We start from the raw sequence: 20169 nt of genomic DNA on the forward strand, positions 1-20169 counted from the left end.
GGTAGACCTTGCCGAAAGCTCGTCCCCATGCGGATGTTGGCGTAGGCCTCAACCAGTTGGGCTTCATCTCCGGCCGAGTGACACCGACCCCATCTGACGTGCTCGGGCTGGAAATTAGCACGAACCGATCTGGTCCTACACCAAGGGCGTCCTCCTCGACTTCTGGCTGCCGGGCAAGCCGACCGACAACGCCCAGTCAAGGCATTCAACCTCCTTGGGTGTGGTGACTTGAGTAACATCAGCGTGCAATCGCCGCTCCTCCAATTTGAAGTACCTTCAGAGCGCCGGAAACAAGACTTTTACATAAAATCTCAGACCTTTAACTCAACAAAAGCGCCTTTCGGGAGATCATGGTCCCACATCTGTTTTGAGTGCCACTCGTGATAGTTGCCCACTCGATTTCCGTCCATCTGATGCTGCTAGATTCACGAAACGGGCACTAAGTTGCCCAACCGCACGATCTAACACTGCCCGCGCTTGGCGGGTGCAGCCTGCCGACTCGAAGGAACTCGCTTCTATGAACAAGGAGATTGTCGCTGTGAATAAGAAATTCTCGCCTACGAACGATGCGAGCATCGCGATTTTTGAGCGCCTCGAGTCTGAGGTGCGTGGCTACATCCGGTCTTTCCCCATCCTATTCGATCGCGGGCTTGGCACTACGCTGATAGATGCAGACGGTCGTGAATATCTTGACTTTTTCGCGGGGGCAGGCGCCCTCAACTACGGCCACAATAATCCCGCCTTCAAGAAGCCGTTGCTGGATTATATCGAGCGCGCATGGGCTCGACCTTGCTACCAGCGCCAAGAAGGCATTTATTGAGGCCTTCGAGCGGTATATTTTGAAGCCACGTGGTCTGACTTACAAACTGCAGTTCACTGGTCCCACAGGCACCAACGCGGTCGAGGCCGCACTCAAGATTGCCCGTCAGGTGACAAAAAGATCAAACGTCGTGGCTTTACCAATGCGTTTCATGGCGTCAGCGCTGGAGCGTTGGCAGCGACCGGAAACAAGAAGTACCGGACTGCGGCGGGGTACGGCCTCGCGCACGTCACCTCATTGCCCTACGATGGTTATCTCGGCCCTTCCGTTGATACGCTCGATTACTTCGAAAAGCTGCTCGACGATCCTAGCAGCGGCCTCGATAAGCCTGCCGCGGTCATTTTGGAAGCAGTCCAAGGTGAAGGGGGCATCAATCCTGCCAGTTTTGAATGGCTGCAGCGGCTGCGAGATTTGACCTCGCGACACGGGATTGTGATGATCCTCGATGACATTCAGGCTGGTATCGGTCGCACAGGCAAATTTTTCAGTTTTGAAGCTGCTGAGATCGTGCCGGACATCGTTACTCTCTCAGAATCCTTGTCGGCAATCGGGACGCCGATGTCCCTCGTTCTTCTGAAGCCTGAACTTAATGTTTGGTCGCCTGGCGCGCACAGCGGTACGTTCAGAGGCAACAACCTTGCTTTCGTTACTGCTCGAACGGCTCTTGAGACCTACTGGGCCGACTCCAAGTTTGAGGAAGAGATCGCTCGCAAGTCCTCGATCCTGGCTGCTTAACTCAAGTCAATCGCAAACGATTTCCCCAACCTTGGCCTGAGTGTACGGGGCCGAGGATTGATGTACGGACTCCTATTTCAAAAGCACCACTCATTGCCGGTCCAAATCTCAGGGGAAGCTCTTCGACGCGGCTTAGTCATCGAGACCTGCGGCGGGCGGAATGAGGTGCTCAAGTTCCTTGTTGCTCTCACCATTGCCGAGGCTGACCTGCGTCGTGGTCTGTCAATCGTTCGCAACAGCATTGGCGCGGTGCATGACTGCATGGAGAAAAGCCCGCCGTTAGGATCGTGAGATTGCACAAGCATTGCACGCAGTTCGTCGGCAAAGTCGTCGTAGCAGTCGGGCGTAATAAGCTGGATTATCGAAGGCCTCCTCGCCGGGGGATCTCCCCGTCATTGACAGGCATGCCCTAGCCAAGATCGGATCCAGAGCCCCTGCCGCCTCTGCATCATGTGAACCGTTTCGCTGCCGGCCGATAGTTGGTCCAGCCCGAAGCTTGATGCGACGATGATCCTGCTCGAATCGATTGTTCTTTGCTGGTGCAAATGCGGATCGGTTTTCGGCCTCCGTCGTGACTACCCTGCGGCATTCTCAAGGGTAAGGTGCCTTCCCGGTTGGCCGGGTCACGGTGCTCGCCGAAGAATCAGTCGACCGTGCCGCCAACACTGTTGATCGCACGGCAGAGATCCAGCCCGACGCGATCTCCGGAAGACGAGAACACCGCCTGCTACCAGTCCGTTGCAACAGACCCTTCAACCAAAATTTACAGAATCTTTGCAACTGCTAATCGCTGACAATGCTACCTTCTGAGCTCAGACAATGAAAAGCTGAGGCCGATCTAACTCAAATAGTCGCCCAGCACGCAAAGACGGAGCTAGCAACAATGCCGAAAAAAAAAGCGCTCATTTTAGTTGAAGGCACAAGGAGCAATGGTCCGCTATACGTGGAAGCAGCCCAGCGACTTGGCCTTCATCCAATTACCCTATCAGCTGATCCAGCTCTGTACGACTATCTTTCGGCGGAAAACATTGAGGCAATAAGTGTCGATACAGATAATCTGGACGCGCTGATCCGTGAATGCTCCCGGCTAATTACGACCTATGACATTGCTGGCATTACAAGCGCTAAGGAGGCAGTCTGTGCGACGGTTGGCAAGCTCTGCCGGCATTTCGATCTACCGGGACCGAACCCGATATCGATTGAACGATGCTGCGACAAATTCACCCAACGTCAGCTCCTCGCGACGGCCGGCGCTCCAATCCCTGCTTATCGCTTGGCCGCGAACGCGACGGACGTAGAAAGCGCTGCCGCGGAGATCGGCCTGCCGGTGATTCTTAAGCCAGCCGTAGGCATCGGGAGCAGCGGTGTCCGATTGTGCCGCAATGTCGATGAGTTAGCCGAACATACGACCTATCTGTTGGGCGGGGAGCACATTTGGCTGTCCTCCCCGAAGATACTGGTCGAAGAATTCGCACAAGGCCCCCATTATATCGCCCATACTATGGGAATTGAGGTCATTGGGATTGAGACGGCTGAGTTCGGGCCCCCACCGCATTTTGTCTTTCGTGAAGGCATCTTTCCGGCACCGCTGGATGATGACGAGCACGAGCGTATCGCACATGTTTCGCTGAGCTGTTTGCGAGCTCTGGGTCTTGGCTGGGGGCCAGCGTGCATTGAGCTACGGTGGACGAAGCGTGGCCCAGTCGTCATTGAAGTCAATCCGCGCCTTGGTGCCGGTCCTGAACCGATTCAGCTGGCTTACGGTGTCGATCTCATCACCGAGCACATCAAGCTTGTCATCGGCGAGGAATGGAATTTGCTCAGAAGGCATTCGCTCAGTGCGGCCTGGCGGTCCCTACTCCCTGATCGCGATGGCATCCTCGATTGGATCGATGGCGACTGCCTGGCGGCTGCAGTGCCAGGTGTCGCCGAAGTCAAATTGCATGTTGAACCAAAGAAGCCGATCGTCAGGAAAGGCGACTACCGGGACTCTTTAGGACATGTCATCGCTGTTTCACCCAGCTGTGCTCAGACCGAGGCAATACTTCAGCGTGCCGTCGATCTGATCAATTGGTCGATCACACCGTTTCCGACCGTGCGTCGTTAGGAACAATCTCAACTGGAGCGCGTTCAGTGGCCTGCTGCCGGTTTCGCCGAGATAAGGTGTTTAACGGAACTGGAGAGTGGAAATGCAGAGAAGGAAGTTCAGCCGCGAGTTGAAGCTCGCGGCAGTGAGGTTGGTGAAGGATCGGGGCGTCGCGGTTGCGCAGGCTGCCTGTGATCTTGATCTCCGTGAGAATGTGCTGCGCAAGGGATCCGCGAGACGAGCGTTGATCCGCAGCATGCCTTTCCCGTTATGGGCAGATGAAGCCGGAGCAGCTCGAGATCGACCGGCTGCGCAAGGAAGTCGCCAACTGAAGGCGGAGCGCGACATCCTTAAAAAAGGCCGCAGCCTACTTCGCGAGGGAAGTGACGTGAGTTCGCTTTCATCGCGCCGGAACATCTGGCCGGTGGCATGGCTATGCGACGCGCTGGATGTCTCCCGTTCAGGCTTCCGTACGTGGTCCAACCGCAGCCCAGCGACCAGTGCCGACCTACGAGGTGCTGCTCGGCGTTATCGACCGTAGCTTCAAGAGCAGCGACGGCACCTATGGTTCTCGCCGCGTGTGGCACGACGTACTGGCCGAGGGTCTCTCTTGCGGCTTGCATCCTGTCGAGCGTCTGATGCGGGAGAGCGGGTTGCGGGCCCGGCCTCGGCGCCGCGGACTGCCGAAGGACACCGGAGAGCGAGCGGCGGTGTCGGGGACTCTACTCGACCGCGCCTTCGAGGCATCGGCCCCGAACCAGAAGTGGATTGCGGACTTCACCTACATCTGGACCGTCGAAGGATGGCTCTACGTTGCCGCCGTCGTTGATCTGTTCTCCAGGCGTGTCGTCGGCTGAGCGATGAAGGCCGAGATGACGGCCCAGCTCGTCACCGGTGCGCTCATCATGGCGATCTGGAGAAGAGGCAAGCACGACAGCCTGCTGCACCACTCCGACCAGGGGATCGCAATATACGAGCGAGCAGTTCCAGCGACTGATGGTCGACCACGGCATCACTTGTTCAATGAGCCGGTCGGGCTACGTCTGGACAACGCTGCGATGGAGAGCTTCTTCTCGTCGCTCAAGGACCGAGCGGACAGCCCGCAAGGTCTACAGGACGAGAGATGACGCGAGGGCGGATGTGTTCGATTACACCTAGCGCGTCTATAACCCTCGGCGAAGGCACTCGACGCTAGGCCAAGATCGTGTCCCGCGGCGTGGTGTAGCTGGCGGCTTTAGTCGCCGTGCTCTCCGGCATGGGAGGGCTGATCAGCGCGCCACGGCTGGCAGGCTGATCAGGGGATCATCGCTCATCTGGCTGATCGTTTCCAGAGTCATATATCTGGCCCGCTGCACTGCCCATTCATCGTTCTGTTCGAGCAGGATTGCGCCGACGAGGCGCACGATCGCATCGTCGTTCGGGAAAATTCCGACGACCTCGGTGCGCCGCTTGATCTCGCCGTTGAGACGTTCGATCGGATTCGTCGAGTGGAGCTTGGCGCGATGTCCCTTGGGGAAGGTCATGTAGGCCAGCACGTCGGGCTCGGCGTCGTCCATGATTGTCGCCAGCTTCGGCACCTTCGGCCGGATCTGGTCGGCGACGGCGCGCCATTGTACGGACGCGGCCTCGGGCGTTTCCTGGGCGAAAGCGGTGGCGATGAAGGCTGAGACGACCCTGCGGCCGCTCTTGCCGGCATGGGCCAGCACGTTCCTCATGAAGTGGACGCGGCACCTCTGCCATGTCGCGCACAGCACCTTGGTGACGGCCGCCTTGAGGCCTTCGTGAGCATCGGAGACGACGAGCTTGACGCCGCGCAGGCCGCGACGTGTCAGCTTGCGCAGGAACTCTGTCCAGATCGGCTCGGCCTCCGAGGTGCCGACCTCCATGCCCAGTACCTCGCGCCGGCCGTCCGCGTTGACGCCGACGGCGATGATAACGGCGACCGAGACGATCCGCCCACCGCGGCGGACCTTCAGGTAAGTGGCGTCGATCCACAGGTATGGCCAATCGCCCTCGATCGGCCGCTCGAGGAAGGCCTTCAACCTTCCAGTCGTCGCGCCGGGGAAACAGCCATCGCCCCGGCTTGGTCAACCGCCAATAGACGCGCAAAATCTCCAGCAGCGGCGGCGACAGCATCACATAGCGGTCCTTGCCGCCCTTGCCCTGCTCGATGCGAATGACCATCCGGCTGCTATCGATGTCCGTCACCTGCGGACGCGCCGCCTCCGCGGCGCGTAAGCCCACCGCATAGGTGGTCATCAGAGCGACCCGGCGTCACGCCGTAGAAGAAACGCAAGGCGCAAACCGTCTGGTTCAACGCGCCCCACGAGACCCTTCGACCCACCAAGTGGGTCTGATAGGCGCGCACCTCTTCGTATCCCAGTTGATCGGGTGATCGTCCCAAAAACCACTGAACTTCGCCACGTGATGCACGTAGGATCGCTGCGTCTCCGGTGACAAATTGCGGATCGTCAGATCTTCAATCATCCGCTGACACAGAGGGCTTATCTGGGCCATCTGGGGGTTCTCCTGTCTGAAAGGTTGGCTCGACACTATCTCTTGGGAATCCTCAAAATGCCCCCATCGTTAAACTCTGCCAATTAGTGCTATCTAAATTAGCTGACCGATGCCATAAGCAGAGCTGCGTTGGTTGCCGTATCATAAACTGGCAATCCTGTAGCCCTTCGTATTCGATGAGATGTCCGCGAAAACATTGTACATTCGCATAGAATAGCTGCAATGTCTTGGTGCTGACGGACACGATTAACGATGTGGTCCATGTCGGCTAGGAAGTGGTCGACGTCTATCTCACCATTCTCGGCCCACATGTAGCCATAGGTCGCTGTACCCTCAAGCCCTTCGACGATCAATCGCGATTGTTCTGTAATACCCAGCATAGCCATGATGCCGTCATCCAGAGCCCGCGAGTCAGCAGTTAGGACTGCAATCTTCTTACTTGCAGGTGCGGTCGATAGAAGCATCGGAAGCAATAAAAGGCTTGACATCGACACAGGTACCGGCACCGCTTCTGCAATCGCCTGCTGGTATCGCACGCTAAAACCACAGTAACCGGTAATCGCGTCGGCTCCTTCGTGCACAAGCTCTTGGGCAGCCTTGATATAGGCATTTTCTAAAGTAGGAGCACCCGGTACAACGTTTCTGGCCCAAGCTCCCGGGACTTGCTTTACTATTGGGGAGGATTCGTAGCGGCACGGATCACCAGCCGATGGGCCTAGATCACCATTAAAGCCACTCAACCGGTCCAGACTTCCCACGTTATTTATGTCTAGAAATCCTAAGGTTTTCATTTTCTCTCCTTTATAGATCTGCCGCGAAGCTTAACCTTAGACGACCATCGGCCCAGTGCGATCTCGATTACGCTCGCTCAACTTCCGGCTGTTCGTGATGACTGCCAGTGGCTGCTGTGGTCGAGTTCCTACAGGATCGTTAAAGTAGTTAATTCCGCCCACAATAAGCGGTCCGTTATGCCGCGGCTCCTAGCAGCCTTACACTGTCATCACTAGAGAACAACCGGCGTTCCATCTTTGATAGCCTTTCGCCGCCATTTGGACTGACTAGGACCGTCTCGCTGATGGCGATGCCTCCGCCCGACGTATACATATGGAAGACCATGCCTTCCTCGAGGACCCATTCGGAATTTGGCAAAAATACCCAAGTGAAGTCGCTACCTGTATGCCTCTCCGAATAATACCCAAGCGTGTAACCGGTAATATTGGTATAATTCTCTCGGAGGCCTGCATCTAGTGCTCCCTGCCGCATTATCCGGTCGACGTCTTTGGCGACCGCTCCAGGTTTCATCGCAGCAATCTGCTTGTCCTGAAGTTCGATCATCGTCCTAGAGATAACTTCCATTTCCGGCGCGACATCTCCCAAGACAACGCACCGCATCATGCGCGAGCTGTAGCCTTGGAAGCAAGGAATGAGTTCGATGTGGAGCACGTCACCTTGTTGGAGAGGCGTGTCGTGAACGTGACCGTGCAGAAAGTCCCATCCTTTGGCGGCAGTCATGATGCCAGGGTGAACGGGGTCGCCTCCGTGGCGGACGTGGCCTTCGGCAGCCATGCGGGCAGCTTCCCGTTCCGTGAAGCCTGGCTTCGCGGCTTCCACAATCTCCCGCATCGTGGCATCATTAATGTCGCTGGCCTTACGGAGTTTATCAATCTCAGCCTTTGACTTAAGCTTGCGCAACTTCCAAGGCAAATTGTCCACATCGACGAAGTTGACGTGAGGCAACTCGCGCTTCAGGGCCTCGAACGTTTGGACCGTGAGCGCATGGCTCCTCAGGTCAACGCCGATACGTGCTCGATCCAGGCCGCGCTGGTGAATTTTCTCAACAATGGCTGTGTGCGCGTCTACCCAGTCCGGAAAGCCGACGATGTCCTCGACCCAAGTCCTTTCACGCAACGGAGCGACATCCACCGACCTCAGTACAAAAAATGCCTCGCCTTCTGTGGGGATAAGGCCGGCACGGTAAAAGCTCAGACCCGTCTCGTAGTTGAAGTAATAAGCCGTGGCTTCGAAATCGTCTATGAGCAAGGCATCAAGGTTGCGAGCGCACAGTTCGGCGCGCAGCCGTTCCACGCGGGATTGCATTTCGCTGCGATCAAACTGCATTTTCATCTCCTTCTAGTGTGAGCGTTTGATTTTCGGGTCGGGTAGGACAAGGCCAGTGCCGCGAGAGACTACTCAAACCAGGCGGATAACGGCCCGGAAGCCCGGCAGGGCTACCGCGCGATTGCGTAGCCGATCGCAGCGCGATACGCCGAAACCGCACTGCCCAAGCTCGTTGTTCTCCTCATTTTCAGGCGACCGGCATTGCTGTGTACCGGTCCGCATGCCTCTGCAACGGTAGCAAGGGCATAGCGGCATTTAACGCAAAGTATGGCTTCATACAGAAGAAACTCGGCTTTTTTTGAGCTTCTGCGCACAATTTCCCCATATGTTGTGAGGAGAAGTGGGATTAGTCCGCTTGAGCGAACTGGAGATTTGGCCCTCTCAATTGTCCTGCGGATGCGTTGGTCTTGAGCGTCGTTCCGGCCTTCTGCAGCACGCCGGAAGGACGCTTTTCGCGAAGCCGATAGCTGTCACCGCGGACGGTGATCACTGTCGAATGAGGAAGCAGGCGATCGAGGATCGCTGTTGCCACCACGGGATTGACCTGATGTGGTGGACGGCCTCCGCTCCCGGTATCGCGTGCCAAGGTGTGGCTGTCGAAAGTCACATGAGGGAGAACGTCCGTGGAGAAGGTTATGAACCGCGCCGGGTTTTCCGGAGGCCGTTTCGTTGAGTCACGCGGCTATGGCTGGTACATCCAGCATGGCGTAGTAGCGTTCCTCGGCTTCGGCCGGCGGGATGTTCCCGATCCTCCAGCAGCCGGCAATTGTTGAACCAGTCGACCCATTCGAGCGTGGCGAACTCGACGGCCTCGAATGAGCGCCAGGGTCCGCGTCGATGGATCATCTCGGCCTTGTAAGACCGTTGATCGTTTCGGCGAGAGCATTATCGAAAGAGTCGCCGATACTGCCCACGGACGGCTCGACGCCGGCCTCAGCCAGGCGCTCGGCGTATCTGATAAAGACGTATTGGGCGGATTCAACCGGCCGTCGCAACACCAAGGGATTGGAGGTTGCAATGACGGTTCACCAACGCGCTTCAGATCGGTGCACTCGAAAGAAGCTAGATTTGCCCGGGCGTCCGCCTGCCTGGCAGCGTGAGAATCGCCTCCGGTTCTGGCAAGCTATTGCCTTGGGACGTTCGAGCGAGGAGGCCGCACTGGATGCCGGTATATCAACGCCTCTTGGTCCGCGCTGGTTTCGGAGTGCGGTAGTGTGCTGAGAGTTCTGCAAATTCGCTGAGAGGGGGCGGTCTTGGCAGGCTGGTGATTGTTCACGTCACCTGATTCCCGCGAAGGAACGCCACCATGACCAAGACTGAAGTTCAGACCGCCAGCGCTGCCGTCAAAGACATTTTGCTTTCGAACCCGGATGAATTGCACGAAGTGCTCCGTGCGGTGATGCAGGAGGTGCTTGAGGCCGAGATGGACGAGGCGCTGGGTGCCTCGAAGAGCGAGCGCACGCCCGAACGGCTTGGCTATCGCTCGGGCTATTACGGCCGTACCCTTGTGACGCGGGTCGGCAAGCTCGAGCTGCGGGTTCCGCAGGACCGGGCCGGGCGCTTCTCCACCGAGCTGTTCGAGCGCTACCAGCGTTCCGAGCGGGCCTTGGTGGCGACACTGGCGGAGATGTATGTGCAGGGCGTGTCGACCCGCAAGGTGAAGGCGATCACGGAAGAACTGTGCGGCCATGCCTTCTCGGCCTCGTCGATCTCGGCCATCAACAAGCGGCTGGACGAGAGCCTCGCTGCCTTTGCCAGGCGCCCCCTTCAAGAGCCGTTTCCTTACCTCATCCTCGATGCGCGCTACCAGAAGGTGCGTGAAGCCGGTGTTGTCATGAGCCAGGCGGTGCTGATCGCGGTCGGTATCGACTGGGACGGGCGCCGGCAGATCCTGGCCGTGGAGATGGCCAATCGCGAGAGCCGCTCGGCCTGGAGGGACTTCCTCGTCGGCCTCAAGGCGCGCGGCCTCAAGGGCGTCGAGTTGGTCGTGTCCGACGATCACGCCGGCCTGGTGGCAGCGATCGGCGAGGTGATCCCCGAAGCCGCCTGGCAACGCTGCTACGTGCACTTCCTCAGGAACGCGCTCGATCATCTGCCGAGGAAGCACGGCGACGACTGCCTGCAGGAATTGCGCTGGCTCTACGACCGGCGCGATCTCGCAGAGGCCAGGGCTGATCTTGCCGCATGGCTTGCCAAATGGTCGGCACGCTATCCGCGCCTGACAGGCTGGGCCGAGGATGCCATCGAACAAACCCTGACCTTCTTCAGGCTGCCGAGACAGCACCACAAGCATCTCAAATCCACCAACATGCTGGAGCGGCTCAACGAGGAAATCCGCCGGCGCACCTATGTCGTGCGCATCTTCCCCAACACCGAAAGCTGCCTGCGCCTGGTCAGGGCCTTGGCCGTCGAGACCAATGAAAACTGGATGGAGGCCAACCGATACATCAACATGGACGACCTGCGCGAGCACAAGAAGCTCGCTCTGCGCCAAGCCGCATGACCAGCATCATGACCAGCATCATGGCTGCCCCATTTTGCAGAACTTGACGCACACAACCCGGAGTGCAGGAGCCGCGACGCGCAGCGGCAATCTGGATTACGGGGCCAGTGCCGCCCGATGGCACGCCGATCGTGCGTCCCGGCGGCCTCCTGGCAAGCTGGTGGTCAATCCGGCTCTGCGTGAATATGTGGAGGAGCGCTTGGCCAGCAAAGTCACCAACCCGCATGGCGCCTCATTCGAGGGCCCCACGGTGGTATGGAAAAAGCGAAGGGCTGTTCACCGGCAGAGCCGGCGGTGGTCGACAGCCTGGAGCCCCGAGCAGATCGCTCATCGGCTTCAGATCGATTACCCAGAGGATCAAACCATGCGGATCAGCCACGAGACGATCTATCGGTCCTTGTACATTCAAGGACGCGGAGCATTGCGCCGAGAACTGACCGCATGTCTGCGTTCAGGCCGAGCGCTGCGCGTACCGCGCGAACGGTCCCGAGTGCGCAACAAGTCCTTCATTGGAGACGCCGTTATGATAAGCGACCGTCCGGCCGAAATTGCCGATCGGGCTGTCCCCGGACATTGGGAAGGCGACCTCACCCTTGGCCTCGGAAGCTCGGCATCGGCACGCTCGTGGAACGAAGTTCACGCTCACAATGCTGCTTCACTGCCGCGCATGCATGGCTATCAGCAGAGCCTGCGCATCAAGAACGGTCCACCACTTGCCGGCCACGGCGCTGAAGCAGTCCGCAGAGCCATAGCCCGATCCATGGACAAACTTCCCGGGCAACTGCGTCAGTCGCTGACTTGGACGAGGGAGCGGAAATGGCGCAGCACGCCGACCTGCGCATCAAAGGGCACGGATCTCAGTCGGCACACAGCCCGGGAACTGGACGCAGTCGCCCATGCTATCAACACAAGACCGCGCAAAACGCTCGGCTGTAAAACACCTGCCGAAGTCCTCGACCAGCTCCTTGGGGGACAGTATGATGCCGGTGTTGCGACGACCGGTTGAGTCCGCCTTGGCTGCCTCTATCGCTGTGGTGCACGAGCCCGTTGCCCTGCACCGGCCGCCTGTCATGGAGAGCCTGTTCCAGAGCGTCCAGAACGAAGCTGGCATGCGCCGTCCGGCTCACCCGCCAGCCGACGATTCGGCGGGCATAGGTGTCGATGACAAGGCGACATAGACGAAGCCGGTCCAGGTCGCGACGTAGGTGAAGTCGGAGACCCACAGCATGTTCGGCCTCGGCGCATGGAACTGGCGATTGACATGGTCCCGAGGACATGGTGCCGCCTTGTCGCTCACCGTAGTGCGGATCGGCGGACGATGCCTTCGAGGCCCATGGCCTTCATCAAGCGGGCAACCGTGCAGCGGGCGACGTCGAAGCCCTCGCGCTGCAACTGCCGCCAAACCTTGCGAACGCCGTAAACGCGGAACTTTCGCCTCGAACACGCGTCGGACCTCATCCTTCAAAGCTTCATCCCGCTTTGCCCGAGCCGACAGCCGGGAGGGATCGATACGCTTGGCGACATGGTCGTGGTAGGTCGACGGGGCGATCGGCAACACCTTGCAGATCGGCTCGACCCCATGCGCCTCGCGGTGATCGTCGATGAACGCGATCATGGCTTGAACCGGCGGTCGAGCTCCGCCTGGGCAAAATACGCGCTCGCCTTGCGCAGGATCTCGTTGGCCTGCCGAAGCTCGCGATTCTCGCGTTCCAAGCCTTGAGTTTCGTCGCCACATCCGTAGGCACACCGGCACGCACGCCGCTGCCGCGCTCGGCCTTCTCGACGAAACCGCCGCCCACCGCGAGGCATGCTCGGCTTCGTGATTCAGAACCAGCCGAACCGCGCGGGTTCGGACCTCGGGAGAGAACTTGTTGGTCGTCTTGCTTGTCATGGCTCCACCTTCTCAGGAGTTGGAGCCTCCGATCAACCCGGCGCGGTTCATTAGCACAATCGGTCTAGATGTCGCCAAGCACGTCTTTCAGGTCCGATCTGCCTCGCAAGCACGGGATATCCGAGGCGACGCTGTATAACCGGAAGGCGAAGTATGGCGGGATAGACCTTTCCGACGCCAAGCGCCCGAAGGCTCTGGAGGACGAGAACGCAAAGCTGAAGAAGCTGCTGGCCGACCAGATGCTCGAAGCCTCGGCACTTCGCGAGCTTCTGTCAAAAAAATGTATGGTCTGACCCGTCCGTGCAAGGGTTCGCGACATCGCAAATGCCGATTCCAGTTGCATACTGTATCCGGCCTCTCGCGATCGCCGTTGCAGCCAAGCCATGATGAGATCCGCGCACGCCGTTCCCAATTAATTGGCCCCCCACGATCATGCTGATCATCAGCCCTGATACCCCGCTCGCACGCTTGGTCTTCGGCTGCGCCATGGGCATGCCTCCTCTAGATCGCGCGAGACACGCACCAAGGTTGCTTCGTCACCGAAACGGCCAACGATCTGAAGGCCGATTGGCAACCCGTTGGCGCTATGGGCCAACGGTAGCGACACCGATGGATGTCCGGTGACATTGAACACACCCAAGTACTGATAAAGCGCGGTATCAGCTTCCGCAAATTCCACTGCAGAAAGTGTCGGATTGATCGAACAGTAGATGCCTCCGTGCGGCGGGGCCAAGATGGGCATGGTGGGCGTTAGCAAAATATCGAAGCGATCGATCGCCTCGCCCACGCGGAACCGGAATTTCCGGATATTCTCAAGCAGGTCCCCGAAGGAAGCAGGTGGAGAATTTCGGCTATACTCATAATACTTGAGATTGCCCGGCTCCAACGTGTCCACGTTGATAGTCCTGCCCATTGCCCGGGCCGCATCATCAAGTGAATCTGCAAAGAGAGTGCCGCCGCCGAGCGCTATCCGCGTTTTCGCTGCGGGCTCATACGGCGGGTCGATCTCCGTAACCGTATGGCCCATTTCCTCCAGAAGCGAGGCAGTTATATCAACTGCTTGCAGGACTTCCCCGTCGAGATCAACGGCGCCCCATTTGGTTCGCGCGACTCCGACCCGGAGAGTGCCGGTAGGCTGAGAAAGCTCGTCCGCATAAGGACGGCTCGGCTGGACGATGATAAATGGATCGCCGGGATGAGGACCAGAAAAGACATCCAACGCGGCCGCCATGTCGCGCACTGTTCGACATAAAACAAACGTGCGGCTGGAACCAAATGATGCGTCCTGATTGTTCGGGCCGCCGGAAACGCGTCCACGGGACGGGTTCAATCCGACAAGGCCGCACCAGGAGGCGGGAACGCGGATGGACCCGCCGCCGTCGCTGGCATGAGCAATAGGAGTGATGCCGGCCGCGACCGCTGCGGCAGCTCCCGAGGACGAGCCTCCTGCGGATCGTTCTAAATTCCATGGATTGCCAGTGACGCCATTGAGAATTGATTCACTCATTCCTGAGGTACCAAGCTCCGGGAGTGTTGTTCTTCCGATTGTACGGAGCCCTGCATCACGCGCGCGGCAAACATAGTAGCTGTCGGTCTCGGGACGATAGCCTTTAAACAGACGACTCCCTTTTTCCTGAAGCCGGCCAGCTTCCGTAGCGCCGATATCCTTGCGAAGGAACGGTACGCCATGAAAGATGCCTGTGTCCGCGCCTGCAACAGCGTCAGCATCTTCGTAGAACTCGACGACCGCATTGATGACGGGGTTGACCTCGTCGTTTGCCGCCCGGGCCAGCCGCGTCAACTCCGACGGCGTCACTTCGCCCGCCTTCACGAGCGAGGCCAAACCGGTTGCATCGCAATCTGTGTATTCGCTGAGTTTCATTCAAAGAAATCTTTCTACTGGCGAGGTGGTTAGATTGAATGCTCGCGAGAAGATCATCGCCGGCTGGCAGCACGCCAACAATACCTCTGCGACCTGTCCCAACGACGCAACTCGACTTTCATCCTTGGGCAGTTTTCAGCTCGGTTAAAGCCGCATCGGGGGCCGCCGATTGAGACCGATGCAGTCCGCGTCTCGGTAAGCTAATAAATTGTTAACTTTTAACACAAGCCAGACGGTATCCCGTGAAGACGGCCTGGCGGTCAGTGCGAGAGGACCTGGCGGAGAAACAGCTTCGTTCTTCCGTTCTGCGGACTTGTGAAGAACTCGTGCGGCCTCCCCTCTTCGACGATCTGGCCAGCATCCATGAAGATCACGCGGTCAGCGACGGCGCGTGCGAATCCCATCTCATGCGTGACGCAAACCATTGTCATACCGTCGCGCGCGAGACTGGTCATTGTCTCGAGGACTTCAGCGACCATTTCCGGATCGAGCGACGAGGTCGGCTCGTCGAAAAGCATGACGGCAGGCTCCATACAGAGGGAACGGGCAATAGCGACGCGCTGCTGCTGTCCTCCGGAGAGCTGAGCCGGATATTTGTTTGCCTGCTCCGGTATGCGCACGCGCTCGAGGAATTTTAGCGCGATCTTCCTTGCCTCGGCGTCTGGGACACCCTTGATCCACATCGGGGCTGCCATGCAGTTCATCAGCACGGTCAGGTGCGGGAAGAGATTGAAGTGCTGGAACACCATGCCGACGTTCTTGCGAACCTCAGCCACGTTGCGCATTTTGTTGTGCAACCTAATCCCATTGACGGTGATCTCGCCCTCCTGATGTGCTTCGAGACGATTGAAGCAACGGATCAGCGTCGACTTCCCCGATCCGGAGGGCCCGCAGATGACGATGCGTTCGCCTTTGCGGACAGTGAGGTTTATGTCTGTTAACGCTCTGAAGGCGCCGTACCACTTCGAGACGTTCTTTGCTTTGATGACTATGTCGCTCACTGCCGCTCGCCTCTGGCTCGATGGCACATCCGTAGGAGCCTTAGAAGGGTCGTACCAGTTTAGACCGTCCTTCACTTGATGGATGTCATTGGCGCTCATCGCGTCCTGCTCCTGGAAAAATAGCGCTCAATTCGGGATTGAACCAGCTCGAGGCAGCAGGACAGAATCCAATAAATCAATGCCGCCGCTACCAACATCTCCATAACATGAAAGGTCGGCGTGCCGAGCTGGCGAGCTAGAAACGTCAGTTCCCACACGCCCAAGACCGACACGAGCGAGCTGTCCTTCAGCATTGAGATGAACGAGTTTCCCATTGGGGGAATGATCACGGGAAGCGCCTGCGGCATTATGATCTTGCGCATCGTGAGCCCAAATCCGAAACCCATGGACCGGGATGCCTCCCACTGCCCGCGGTCGATGCTTTGGATGCCGGAGCGGAAGATTTCCGTCATGTATGCCCCAACGCAAAGCGAAAGCGCCAGCACGCCTGCTGTGACGGCATCAATGACGTAACCCAACTGGGGCAAGCCTAGGTATATAAGGTAAAGCTGTACCAGAAGCGGAGAACCGCGAAAGAATGAAGTGTAAAAGTTAGCAATCCCGACAGCGAAGCCGTTGCTAGATAGTTTTGCAAGAGCGGCAACAATCCCGATAAGCGATGCGAATATGAGTGAAAGCGCTGAAACATAGACTGTCGTCACCACACCCTGCGTGATCAAGTAGGGTAAATTCTTCCAGATGAAAGATAGACTTAAGTCAAATAGCATGAAGCAAGCGAGGAAAACAAGCAGCAGCTCGAACCATACGATGCCAATTTGTGCTTTCAGCGGCGCAAAACCGATGAGCACAAGGTTAAGGCAGAACATGACAGAAATCACAAAGGCAATCGCGAGGCGCCCGTAAAAGCCGGCCTCCAGCGGATCGCCGATGACCGGCCGAATGAGCTCCCCCATGAAGGTGCCCGTGAGATTGATCATAAGGACAACTGCAAGCACAAATGCAAATACAGAGCCGATGAACCACGGATTATGGACCAGCACATCGGAATCAACTGTGTCCTGATAGATCATGAGCAGTCCTTTCAAAGAAGCCGCGCCCTGCTAGCCGGGGCCGCTGGAGTTTCGCGACCTCTATTTAGGAACGGAGATATCCACCCCATACCACTTCATCGACAGCCGAGAGAGCGTTCCATCATCCCTCAGTGTCTTGATGGCGGCTGCGATCTTGTCAGAGAACGCCTTATCTCCCTTTTCGATTACGAGAGCCCCTGGCGCGGAGAACAAGGGCTCGCCGAGTACTCTAAAGGGGCTGCCAGCCTTGATTGCGTCGAGCGCAGTCGGTTCGTCGTGTATGACCGCATCAAGCCGAACACCATCACCAAGCCGAAGATCGTCGTACGGACTAATGCCGTCGCCTGAGTAGGTCCTCACCTCACCCGGGGTAAATTTGTATTGTACCGGCTCAGCGCCGATCCAGTCCGGTGTGTAGTTGTGATTGGCATAGGACTCTGCCGTATCGCCTGCTGGGACGCCGACCACCTTTCCGTCGAGGTCGGAAGGCTTGGTTGCCTTACTATCCTTGTGAACTACCGCGACCTCCCGCGTGTAGGAGTACACGGCCGGGAAATCAAACTTTTCGGCGCGCGCCTGGGTCGGAGTCATCTGGCCCAAGGCAAGATCCCAACGGCCCTGCCAAGTGCCTGCGACGATGATATCCCAGGCCGGCGTCACGAATTTAGTCTGCACGCCCAAGTATTTCGCGACGCCCTTGGCGACGTCAATGTCGTAGCCATCGAATTCATGTTTGTCGTTCAAGAACGAATTCCTGCCCCAGTTTGTAAAGGCCGCCACCGTCAGCGTCTTTGTCGCGAGCACTCGATCGAGTACTGCGCCGGCATTTGCGTTGACTGACAACGCCACAGACGCAACTGCGGTCGAGGCTGCAACTGCTATCATCGTCACGAACTTGTTCATACGATCCTCCCTTGGATCTTCCTCATCGTGTTTCTTTCGTGGGCCGACAATGCAGCCTCTGCCTCATGTACCAACGTTAATCAGCTGCTTTGCACTAATTATTGCTTTTTGACGCAGGAATTCATCGTTTTTGGACATGCGCGCATATGGCAACGACTGCGGATGGCGAGTGCAAGATTTTTTAGCTTCAAGGTGAGCCACCCGAGCACGTCAACATCTTCAAGGATTTCTGCTGCGTCACGGGCGCAACCATGAGCGTGGGACGGCGTGGCGGTTGGCCTACCGGCAATGGCTTTCCGCCCTGGCCCTACGGGCATCCCGCCCAGCAGATCGCATTTCCGGGACTACGTCGATAGTCATGGATGCGGAACGCGCCTGCAGCAGGTCTAGCATGCTGTTGAAGAAGTCAGGCTATTTTGCAAACAAAGCCTGGATCGTCAGCGTTGTGGATGTACAAGTGGCTGACAAGGCGGCCTGCAGTGCCGAAGACAACCCAGCCGCAGCCACAGGCTGGGTCGTTCTCATCATGCCTCTCCCACGAGCACTCCGCGCAGGCTGAGCCATCGCGGGTGCCATATCGGACATCGAGAAAGCCCTGAGTGCGCCGAAGGCGATCTCGCCGTTCGCCGAACCCTTGAATGTCAGATGCGCTTCCTCAACGAAATCGAGGAAGTCGTTATCCCAAACATACATCTCGCGCCAGCGGCCGGCAAAAGCCTTGGGAAGCCGAACCTTGGCCATCAGCCGCCGCCACGAGCTTTTGGCAGTCCCACCAGATTGTAGGCAGCGGCTGCGAATGTGAAGGCCTATCGCACACGGTCGCAGCTGCGGAATCTGGTCTTGTGCTGGCCGGCCACGACTTTGATCCAACAGAATGCCCCATCGATGCGCTGCGCTGGCTGACGGCGTAGCCGCTATGCCGCGTCGTGCGCCCGTCGGTCGCCGAACTGCGGCCGGTTATGTTCTGCGCCACGTGCGGCGTCACCCTCATCGAGCGCAGCTTATTGACGAAGTCTTCCGCGTGGTAGGCTTTGTCAGCGCCGAGCGTGATCACCTGTGGCCGGCGCGGGGCCCGATCATGTGCAGTGCGGCTACCCGTTCGGCATGCCCGTCAGCCAGTGTCAGGCAGGCGTCGACCAGCAAGCCATGGCGGTTCTCCAGACCCATGAAGCACAACTTGGTTTCCTTGCCTTTGCCCTTCCGATAAAGCCGGGCATCGGGATCGCTAGTCAAGGCATGTGTGTCGTTCGAGTGCTTATGGCCATGGAAGTCCGGTTTGCGTTTCGCCAACCGCCAGCCAGCGGCTCGCCCGAGCCGTCCTTCCTTTGACGCTCTTCATCGACGCCCACGCCTCGATCAGTGTGCCATCGACGAGAATTGGTCCGTGACAGAAGCTTTCTTCACCTTGGGCTGCGCCAGCACCGCGCCTAAGAAGTTGGCCGCGATGTCACCTTCCAGCAACCGGTCGCGGTTCTTTGAGAACACCGAATGGTTCCAAGCCGCGTCATTCGACGTCGATGCCGACAAACCAGCGGAACAGAAGGTCGTATTCCAGCCGCTCCATCAAAAGCCGCTCCGATAGGATCGAGTAGAACGCCTGCAGCAGTATCGCTCGCAGCAGCTTTTCCGGCGGGATCGAAGGGCGCCCCATCGGCGAATACAGCGCCGCCAAGTCCCGCTCCAATGCCGCCAGCGCCACATTCACATCGTCCGAATTCGGCGCAACGGATGATTGCGCCGCACCGAGCCAGATCAATGCGATGGTGCTAATCGGGGAGGTCGGCGACTTCACGCGCTTCTCCAATCCACGACGGCTCACGGCCTATTTCGGCCTGGTCGCTGCTGAGCAATTGCGTGGCGAGACCGTCTGGCTCGGCGGCATCACCAAAGGCCGGCAACACCCATGCACGGCACGCGCTGGTAGAGGGCGCCTGGGTGCATGATGGCCGCGCACCGGCCGGCACAAGGTCGGCCGGATCGAGGCGCTGCAGCCAGCAGAGGAGACCACAACATAGGATCAGCCTCGACGCGATGTGCGACGCTGGAGGCGCGACAATGCCGGGAGCCCTCGTGTCCACTATGAGCCTTGCTGCTCGCCACCTAGATAGGGGCAGCCCCAAACGTACAAAGTCATGCGGTCCGACCCGCTGACGCAAGATTGTTGATGTTCAAGCCCTGTTCCATGAGGCCCGTCTCCTATGCATGAGGCCGGCCAGCCGGCTAACCCTCGTACCGTTGGATAAATGTATATCTATCGGATACGGGCCGCTCAGGCCAAGCAAATCATGCGGACTAGAACGCGGTCTTGGGATGGCGAAGACATGGCCGAAGCGGGTCGGGAACCTTCCCCTTGCTTGGTGACGGGGGATTAGCGCTGAAGCTTCTCCTCAACCGCCGTGCGGCGGGAACTGCGCTGTTTGACCGCTGCTTGTCACCGGAAAGATCATCCTTCCAACTCAAAAGGGAGACAACGACTGACAACCGGCGAAAGCGTGCGAACGCGACGCAGTGCGGTATCTTCGTCCATCGAGCAGAGGGGAGGCGCAGGGGATGGGCCATGGCTGGCTCAACGAGGCTCCAGATCTAGAGCAGGTGCTCAGCCACCATGCATGAAAGGACGAAGGGGCTTCCCATCGTGCTTTC

The 20169-nt window shown here is 58.4% G+C and carries 10 protein-coding genes, 12 pseudogenes and 1 other annotated feature; of the genes and pseudogenes, 9 read left to right on the forward strand and 13 right to left on the reverse strand.

Translation table 11 applies throughout. The features are described from left to right. Positions 1–517: 517 nt before the first annotated feature. The 4 genes and pseudogenes from NKL06_RS11260 (at position 518) to NKL06_RS11275 (ending at position 4799) form a co-directional block, all read left to right on the forward strand. Entirely contained in the window at positions 518–820 is a 303-nt protein-coding gene (locus NKL06_RS11260; RefSeq protein ID WP_245267141.1) for a hypothetical protein, read from the forward strand. A gap of 45 nt (positions 821–865) precedes the next feature. Continuing rightward, positions 866–1555, forward strand: a pseudogene (locus NKL06_RS11265) (aminotransferase class III-fold pyridoxal phosphate-dependent enzyme); the annotation flags it as partial. Between the two features lie 883 nt (positions 1556–2438). Beyond that, positions 2439–3662, forward strand: coding sequence for an ATP-grasp domain-containing protein (locus tag NKL06_RS11270; protein WP_352580277.1), 1224 nt, complete (start codon positions 2439–2441; stop codon positions 3660–3662). An 82-nt stretch (positions 3663–3744) separates the two neighbouring features. Further along, positions 3745–4799, forward strand: a pseudogene (locus NKL06_RS11275) (IS3 family transposase). Between the two features lie 110 nt (positions 4800–4909). On the opposite strand, the pseudogene NKL06_RS11280 reads toward NKL06_RS11275, so the two are convergent. From NKL06_RS11280 to NKL06_RS11305, 6 genes and pseudogenes are all read right to left on the reverse strand, one after another. Then, positions 4910–5686 (reverse strand): annotated as a pseudogene (locus NKL06_RS11280) (IS256 family transposase); the annotation flags it as partial. Further along, a pseudogene (locus tag NKL06_RS11285) lies at positions 5679–6158 on the reverse strand (site-specific integrase); the annotation flags it as partial. The pseudogenes NKL06_RS11280 and NKL06_RS11285, both read right to left, overlap by 8 nt. A 98-nt stretch (positions 6159–6256) precedes the next feature. Beyond that, entirely contained in the window at positions 6257–6949 is a 693-nt protein-coding gene (locus NKL06_RS11290) for an aspartate/glutamate racemase family protein (protein WP_156939205.1), read from the reverse strand. 175 nt (positions 6950–7124) lie between these two features. Next, positions 7125–8276, reverse strand: a complete 1152-nt coding sequence (locus NKL06_RS11295; protein ID WP_198027131.1) for a M24 family metallopeptidase — start codon at positions 8274–8276, stop codon at positions 7125–7127. A 346-nt stretch (positions 8277–8622) separates the two neighbouring features. Continuing rightward, positions 8623–8811 (reverse strand): annotated as a pseudogene (locus NKL06_RS11300) (ATP-binding protein); the annotation flags it as partial. A gap of 139 nt (positions 8812–8950) precedes the next feature. Beyond that, positions 8951–9250, reverse strand: a pseudogene (locus tag NKL06_RS11305) (integrase core domain-containing protein); the annotation flags it as partial. Between the two features lie 43 nt (positions 9251–9293). On the opposite strand from NKL06_RS11305, the pseudogene NKL06_RS32725 reads away from it, so the two are divergent. From NKL06_RS32725 to NKL06_RS11315, 3 genes and pseudogenes are all read left to right on the forward strand, one after another. Then, positions 9294–9485 (forward strand): annotated as a pseudogene (locus tag NKL06_RS32725) (IS30 family transposase); the annotation flags it as partial. A 97-nt stretch (positions 9486–9582) separates the two neighbouring features. Continuing rightward, complete coding sequence (locus NKL06_RS11310) at positions 9583–10779, forward strand: IS256 family transposase (protein WP_352580280.1); 1197 nt, start codon at positions 9583–9585, stop codon at positions 10777–10779. Positions 10780–10849: 70 nt separating this feature from the next. Next, positions 10850–11785, forward strand: a pseudogene (locus tag NKL06_RS11315) (IS30 family transposase); the annotation flags it as partial. A gap of 7 nt (positions 11786–11792) precedes the next feature. Here NKL06_RS11315 and NKL06_RS11320 read toward each other — a convergent pair. Further along, a pseudogene (locus tag NKL06_RS11320) lies at positions 11793–12670 on the reverse strand (IS3 family transposase); the annotation flags it as partial. Continuing rightward, positions 12320–12436: a sequence feature (AL1L pseudoknot), on the reverse strand. Its footprint overlaps the pseudogene before it by 117 nt. A gap of 92 nt (positions 12671–12762) precedes the next feature. Between NKL06_RS11320 and NKL06_RS11325 the strand changes: the two are divergent. Continuing rightward, a pseudogene (locus NKL06_RS11325) lies at positions 12763–12951 on the forward strand (transposase); the annotation flags it as partial. Positions 12952–13112: 161 nt separating this feature from the next. Here the strand turns inward: NKL06_RS11325 and NKL06_RS11330 are convergent. The 6 genes and pseudogenes from NKL06_RS11330 to NKL06_RS11355 form a co-directional block, all read right to left on the reverse strand. Further along, positions 13113–14552 carry an amidase gene (locus tag NKL06_RS11330; protein ID WP_023694998.1) on the reverse strand — a complete coding sequence of 480 codons (1440 nt, stop codon included), beginning with the start codon at positions 14550–14552 and terminating at the stop codon, positions 13113–13115. Positions 14553–14812: 260 nt separating this feature from the next. Next, the gene (locus NKL06_RS11335; protein WP_023694997.1) at positions 14813–15553 is read right to left on the reverse strand and encodes an amino acid ABC transporter ATP-binding protein; all 741 of its coding nucleotides are present in this window, start codon (positions 15551–15553) and stop codon (positions 14813–14815) included. A 95-nt stretch (positions 15554–15648) separates the two neighbouring features. After that, a complete protein-coding gene (locus NKL06_RS11340) occupies positions 15649–16623 on the reverse strand; it encodes an amino acid ABC transporter permease (RefSeq protein WP_023694996.1) in 975 nt (324 codons plus the stop codon). A 60-nt stretch (positions 16624–16683) separates the two neighbouring features. Further along, on the reverse strand, positions 16684–17526 hold the full coding sequence (locus NKL06_RS11345; protein WP_023694995.1) for a transporter substrate-binding domain-containing protein: 843 nt from the start codon (positions 17524–17526) through the stop codon (positions 16684–16686). A gap of 406 nt (positions 17527–17932) precedes the next feature. Further along, positions 17933–18267: pseudogene (locus NKL06_RS11350) on the reverse strand (hypothetical protein). Next, positions 18267–19269: pseudogene (locus tag NKL06_RS11355) on the reverse strand (IS5 family transposase). Before NKL06_RS11355 ends, NKL06_RS11350 begins: the two co-directional pseudogenes overlap by 1 nt. A gap of 17 nt (positions 19270–19286) precedes the next feature. Here NKL06_RS11355 and NKL06_RS11360 point away from each other — a divergent pair. Beyond that, positions 19287–19469, forward strand: a complete 183-nt coding sequence (locus tag NKL06_RS11360; protein ID WP_023694991.1) for a transposase — start codon at positions 19287–19289, stop codon at positions 19467–19469. Positions 19470–20169: the final 700 nt, after the last annotated feature.

The organism is Mesorhizobium sp. C268A, from assembly GCF_040324475.1.
GTDB lineage: Bacteria > Pseudomonadota > Alphaproteobacteria > Rhizobiales > Rhizobiaceae > Mesorhizobium.

Bases quoted from the DNA above. Each gene is read 5' to 3' on its own strand.
- NKL06_RS11310 (WP_352580280.1), top strand. From the start codon at position 9,583: ATGACCAAGACTGAAGTTCAGACCGCCAGCGCTGCCGTCAAAGACATT.
- NKL06_RS11295 (WP_198027131.1), bottom strand. From the start codon at position 8,276: ATGCAGTTTGATCGCAGCGAAATGCAATCCCGCGTGGAACGGCTGCGC.
- NKL06_RS11260 (WP_245267141.1), top strand. From the start codon at position 518: ATGAACAAGGAGATTGTCGCTGTGAATAAGAAATTCTCGCCTACGAAC.
- NKL06_RS11340 (WP_023694996.1), bottom strand. From the start codon at position 16,623: ATGATCTATCAGGACACAGTTGATTCCGATGTGCTGGTCCATAATCCG.
- NKL06_RS11270 (WP_352580277.1), top strand. From the start codon at position 2,439: ATGCCGAAAAAAAAAGCGCTCATTTTAGTTGAAGGCACAAGGAGCAAT.
- NKL06_RS11290 (WP_156939205.1), bottom strand. From the start codon at position 6,949: ATGAAAACCTTAGGATTTCTAGACATAAATAACGTGGGAAGTCTGGAC.
- NKL06_RS11360 (WP_023694991.1), top strand. From the start codon at position 19,287: ATGGTGCTAATCGGGGAGGTCGGCGACTTCACGCGCTTCTCCAATCCA.
- NKL06_RS11330 (WP_023694998.1), bottom strand. From the start codon at position 14,552: ATGAAACTCAGCGAATACACAGATTGCGATGCAACCGGTTTGGCCTCG.
- NKL06_RS11345 (WP_023694995.1), bottom strand. From the start codon at position 17,526: ATGAACAAGTTCGTGACGATGATAGCAGTTGCAGCCTCGACCGCAGTT.